This window comes from Streptomyces sp. CO7 (assembly GCF_053474865.1).
This window is the reverse complement of sequence record NZ_JBRIOU010000006.1, coordinates 171,700-176,097: the sequence shown is the minus strand read 5'-3', so window position 1 is coordinate 176,097 and position 4,398 is coordinate 171,700. Positions and strand designations below refer to the sequence as shown.

The window sequence follows — 4,398 nt, the reverse complement described above, 5'->3', positions numbered from 1 at the left end:
GTTCGGGGTCACGTTCGCCGCGTTCGTGCCGGCCGCATCGCCGGTCTCGCCCGTGCCGACCGTGGCATCCGTGTGGGCTGTCCGTGTCCTCCCCGCCGCGCACGCGTCGGTCGTACCGCTCGTGTCGGCCGAGCCGGGCGCGGCGTCCGCGTGGGCCGTGCAGGTGGCGGCGTCCGCCTCGGTGAGGACGCCGCCGTCGTAGACGTGCAGGGTCTCCGGGAGGACGCGGGCGCCCTCGCACCCGGCGGCGCCGGGCAGCCAGTCCACGGCGAGCAGCGCTCCCGCAGGCGCGTCCCGCCCCAGCCGCTCGCGCAGCACCCGGTGGGCGGCCCGGCGGGGCGTCTCGCCGGTGTCGCCGGCGACCGGGACCGCGGGCAGCGACCAGCCCGCCTCCCCCTCGCGCACCAGCACCACGCGGCCCGCCGGGTCGGTGACCAGCACGGCGGCGGTGGTGAACGTCTTGGCCCGGGTGGCCAGCCGGTCGGCGGCCGCCGCGGGACCGGCGCCCGCCTCCTCGAGCGGGATCGCCCGCCGGGCGGCGGGAAGGCCCACCGCGGACCCGGGCTGGGGCAGACCCCCCTCCAGGTGCGCGACCGTCCCCGCGGCCATCGCCCGCAGCCCGTACCTGAGCCGGTTGCCGATCTGGGCGGGAAGCACGGCCAGGGCCTCCTCGGGGGCCAGCCAGTGGACGGCCAGGATCTCCCCGTCCGGGAAGCCGATCCCCGCGACCTGCTCCTCCGTCAGCGGCCCCACCGTGAACACGTGCACGTCCAGGGCCCGGCCGTAGGTGCGCGCCGGGGTGCTGTCCACGGCGACCAGCCGGCCCACCGGCACCCCGGTCAGCCCGAGCTCCTCCGCCAGCTCCCGGGCCGCCCCCCGGCGCGGGGACTCCTGCGCGTGGACCATGCCGCCGGGCAGGCCGAAGGGGGAGCCCCCGCCGTGGTCGTAGGAGTGCTCGGCCACCAGCACCCGGCCGCGCGTGTCGGTGATCAGCGCGGCCGCCGCCATCATCGGGGAAGGGAGCAGCGCGTAGTGGTCCTTCAGGTCCACCGGCACGGGCCGGCCCTGGCGCAGCTGCGCGGTGTACGAGCCCAGCGACGCCCGCAGGGCCGCCGCGGCCCGGCGGCGCAGCGGCTCCGGCAGCCTGCGCAGCGCCTCCCGTTCGGTGACGTACTCCGCCGCGCGCAACTCCTCCTGCTGCAGCACCAGTTCCTCGACCGCCGGCGGGCGGCGCGGGTGCACGGCGTAGACACAGGCGACGTGGGCGCGGCCGTAGACCTCCTTGGGCATGCTGTCGACCACCAGCAGCCGCCCGACCCGCGCGCCCCGGATGCCGAGCTCCTCCTGCAGCTCGCGCTCGAGCGCGGCCACCGGCTCCTCGTCGTCGACCATGCCGCCCGGCAGGTCCCAGCCCTCCTTGTAGGAGGGGTCGACGATCAGCACCCGGCCGGAGGCGTCACGGATCAGCGCGTCCGCCGCCATGACCGGCGCGGGGTGGACCGCGAGGTATTCGGAAAGACCGGCCGCATCGGCCGCGGGCTGGGTCACCGTCACAGAGAATCCTCCACCGGACGCCGCATCGCGCCTCCTTGCCTCGAACGCGTGTGTGCTCACAGGGAGCAACGAGCAAGGTGACGGTGCGTTACGGCCGGGCCCGGACGTTCTCGGACGGTGAGGGCGGCGCGCGGTCGCGGCCGCGGTCCGTCACCAGGTGTCGACGAACCGCCGCTCCCCGGCCGCGTCCCGGTCGTCCTCCCAGCCGTCCAGCGCGGCGAGGACCCAGGCCCGGGAGTCGGCCGGATCGATCACCGCGTCGATCTCCAGTGCCGCCGCCGCGTTCACCGCCTTGCCCTGCTCGTGGAGTTCGGCCACCCGTGCCTCGAACACCCGGGCCCGCTCCCCGGGATCCTCGATCGCCTCCAGCTCCCGCCGGTGGCCGAGCCGGACCGCGCCCTCCAGACCCATCCCGCCGAACTCCCCGCTGGGCCAGGACGCGGTGGCCGCCGGCGCCCTCGTGGAGCCGCCCAGCATGGCCATCGCGCCCAGGCCGTACGCCTTGCGCAGCACCAGTCCGACCATCGGCACCCGCAGATGGGCGCCCGCGACGAAGAGCCGGGCGAAGTGCCGCACCGTCGCGGTGCGTTCGGCATCCGGACCGACCATGAAGCCCGGGGTGTCGCACAGCGAGAGGACCGGCAGCCCGAAGGCGTCGCACAACTGCAGGAAACGCGCCGCCTTGTCGGCCGCGTCCCGGTCGATCGCGCCGCCCAGGTGACCCGGATTGCTGGCCAGCAACCCCAGCGGCCTCCCCTCCACCCGTACCAGGCAGGTCAGGATGCCCACCCCGAACTCCGGCCGCAGTTCCAGCACCGAGCCGGTGTCCGCCAGGCCGCGCACCGCGGCGCGGACGTCGTAGGCGCGCCGGCGGTTCTCCGGCACCACCTGCCGCAGCAGCCGCCGGTCCGGGGCCTCCCAGTCGTCGACGGGCCCCCGGAAGTAGGAGAGGTACCGCCGGGCCACCCGGACGGCTTCCGCCTCGTCGGCGACGGCGACGTCCACCACCCCGTTGGGAACCTGCACCGCCAGCGGGCCGACCTCCTCCGGCCGGTACACCCCGAGACCGCCGCCCTCGATCATCGCCGGGCCGCCCATCCCGATGGTGGCCTCCGGCGTCGCGATCACCACGTCGCAGCAGCCCAGCAGCGCCGCGTTGCCCGCGAAGCAGCGGCCCGAGGCGATGCCCACCAGGGGCACCCGGCCGCTCAGCCGTCCCATGGAGCGGAAGGTGGTCAGGTGCAGGCCCGCCACTGCCGTCGAGTCGGTGTCGCCCGGCCGTCCGCCGCCTCCCTCGGCGAACAGGACGACGGGCAGCCGCCGCCGGTGCGCCAGCTCCAGCAGGCGGTCGGTCTTGCGGTGGTTGTTCATCCCCTGCGTCCCGGCCAGCACCGTGTAGTCGTAACTCATCACCGCACACGGTCGGCCGTCGATCCGCCCGGTGCCGGTGACCATGCCGTCCGCCGGGGTGGAGCGGATCAGGTCGTCCAGGGAACGCCGCCGTCGCTGCGCGGCCAGGGCGAGGGCGCCGAACTCGGTGAAGGTCCCCCCGTCGCACAGGTCGGCGATGTTCTCGCGGGCCGTCCGGCGTCCTAGCGCGTGCCGCTCGGCGACCGCCTCGGGGCGGTTCTCGTCCAGGCCGAAGGCGTGCCGCCGCAGTGCCTCGGCGAGATCGGGCCGCACCTCGTCCGGGTCACACGCCTCCTCGACGGCCGCCTCCTGCGAGGCAGCCCCCGACGGCTCCAGCACGGCGAGCACCGCACCCTCGGTCACCGTCCCGCCCGGCCGGACCCGCAGACCGCGGACCCGGCCGGACCAGGGAGCGGTGACCACGTGCTCCATCTTCATCGCCTCCAGCACCAGCAACTGCCGCCCCGCGCCCACCTCCTCGCCGGGCCGGACGTCCACCTGCGCCACCGTCCCGGTCATCGGCGCCCGCACCAGGCCCCCTTCGCCGTCAGCGGCCCCCTCCGACGTCTCCGGCTCCACCGGGGCGAGGACGCGCGCGCAGCGCTCCACCGCGTCCGGGCGCACCCAGAACTCCGGTTCCGCCAGCACGGCCCGCAGCAAGGGGATGCCGGTGTGCACGCCCTCGACGGCGAACTCGCCCAGGGCCCGCCGGACCCGGGCGCAGGCGGCTTCCACGGAGCCCGAGGGCACGTGCGCCACGACCTTGGCGAGCAGCGGGTCGTAGCGCACCCCCACCTCCGAGCCGGCCCGCAGCGCCGTGTCCACCCGGACACCCGGCCCCGACGGCAGGTCGAAGCGGGTGAGCCGGCCCGCCGACGGCCGGCCCTCGCCGTCCGGACCCGTCGCCTCGGCGGTCACCCGGGCCTGCACCGCGTGGCCGCGGGGCGCCGGCGGCTCCGACAGCCCCAGTTCGGCCAGCGTCGCCCCGGCCGCCAGGCGCAACTGGGCGGCCACCAGGTCGACACCGGTCACCTCCTCGGTGACCGTGTGCTCCACCTGGAGCCGGGGATTGGCCTCGATGAAGCAGAACTCGTCGTCCAGCACGAGGAATTCGACGGTCACGAGCCCCGTGCACCCCGCCCTGCGGGCGAGTTCCAGCGCGGCGTCGCGCATGGAGGCACGCAAGAGCTCCGTCAGGCCGGGCGCCGGCGCCATCTCGATCACCTTCTGACGGCGGCGCTGGGTCGTGCAGTCGCGGTCCCACAGGTGAGTCACCGCCCCCAGGGCGTCCCCCACCACCTGCACCTCGACGTGCCGGGCCCCCTCCATCAGCCGCTCCGCATACAACGCGTCGCGTCCGAAGCTCTGCCGGGCCTCCGAGCGGCACCGCCGCCACGCCTCGTCCAGCTCCTCGGCGCGCCGTACCACCCGCAT

At 75.9% G+C, this 4,398-nt stretch carries 2 protein-coding genes; both read right to left on the bottom strand.

All coding sequences use genetic code 11. The features are described 5' to 3' along the window. Positions 1–1,554: NUDIX hydrolase (locus tag ACOV8S_RS22190; protein WP_448319703.1), on the bottom strand; the 1,554-nt coding region annotated here is incomplete at its 3' end. 150 nt (positions 1,555–1,704) lie between these two features. After that, positions 1,705–4,398: carboxyl transferase domain-containing protein (locus ACOV8S_RS22185; RefSeq protein WP_448319702.1), on the bottom strand; the 2,694-nt coding region annotated here is incomplete at its 5' end.